The 230-nt window shown below is 41.7% G+C and carries 1 pseudogene; it reads right to left on the minus strand.

Annotated elements, in window-relative coordinates:
* Positions 1-3: 3 nt before the first annotated feature.
* Positions 4-230: pseudogene (locus J2D73_RS21600) on the minus strand (hypothetical protein); the annotation flags it as partial.

Genomic DNA, 230 nt, shown 5'->3' on the forward strand with positions numbered 1-230 from the left:
TTCTTATTTGGGGGTTTTTGGGTGTTTTTTTTTTTTTTTTTTTTTTTTAATTTTTTTTTTTTTTTCTGGGGGGGTTGAAACTTGGGGGGGCCGTGGGTTGGTTTTGTTTTTTTTTTTGCGGTTGTGTTGTTTTGTTGTGGTTGTGTTTTGGTTTTTTCTTGTGTGGGTTGGTTGTGGTGTTTTGTTTTTTGTGGGGTTGGGGTTGGGGGGGGGGGGGGGCCCAAGCCGCT

The organism is Acetobacter sacchari (assembly GCF_017377715.1).
Classification (GTDB): domain Bacteria; phylum Pseudomonadota; class Alphaproteobacteria; order Acetobacterales; family Acetobacteraceae; genus Acetobacter; species Acetobacter sacchari.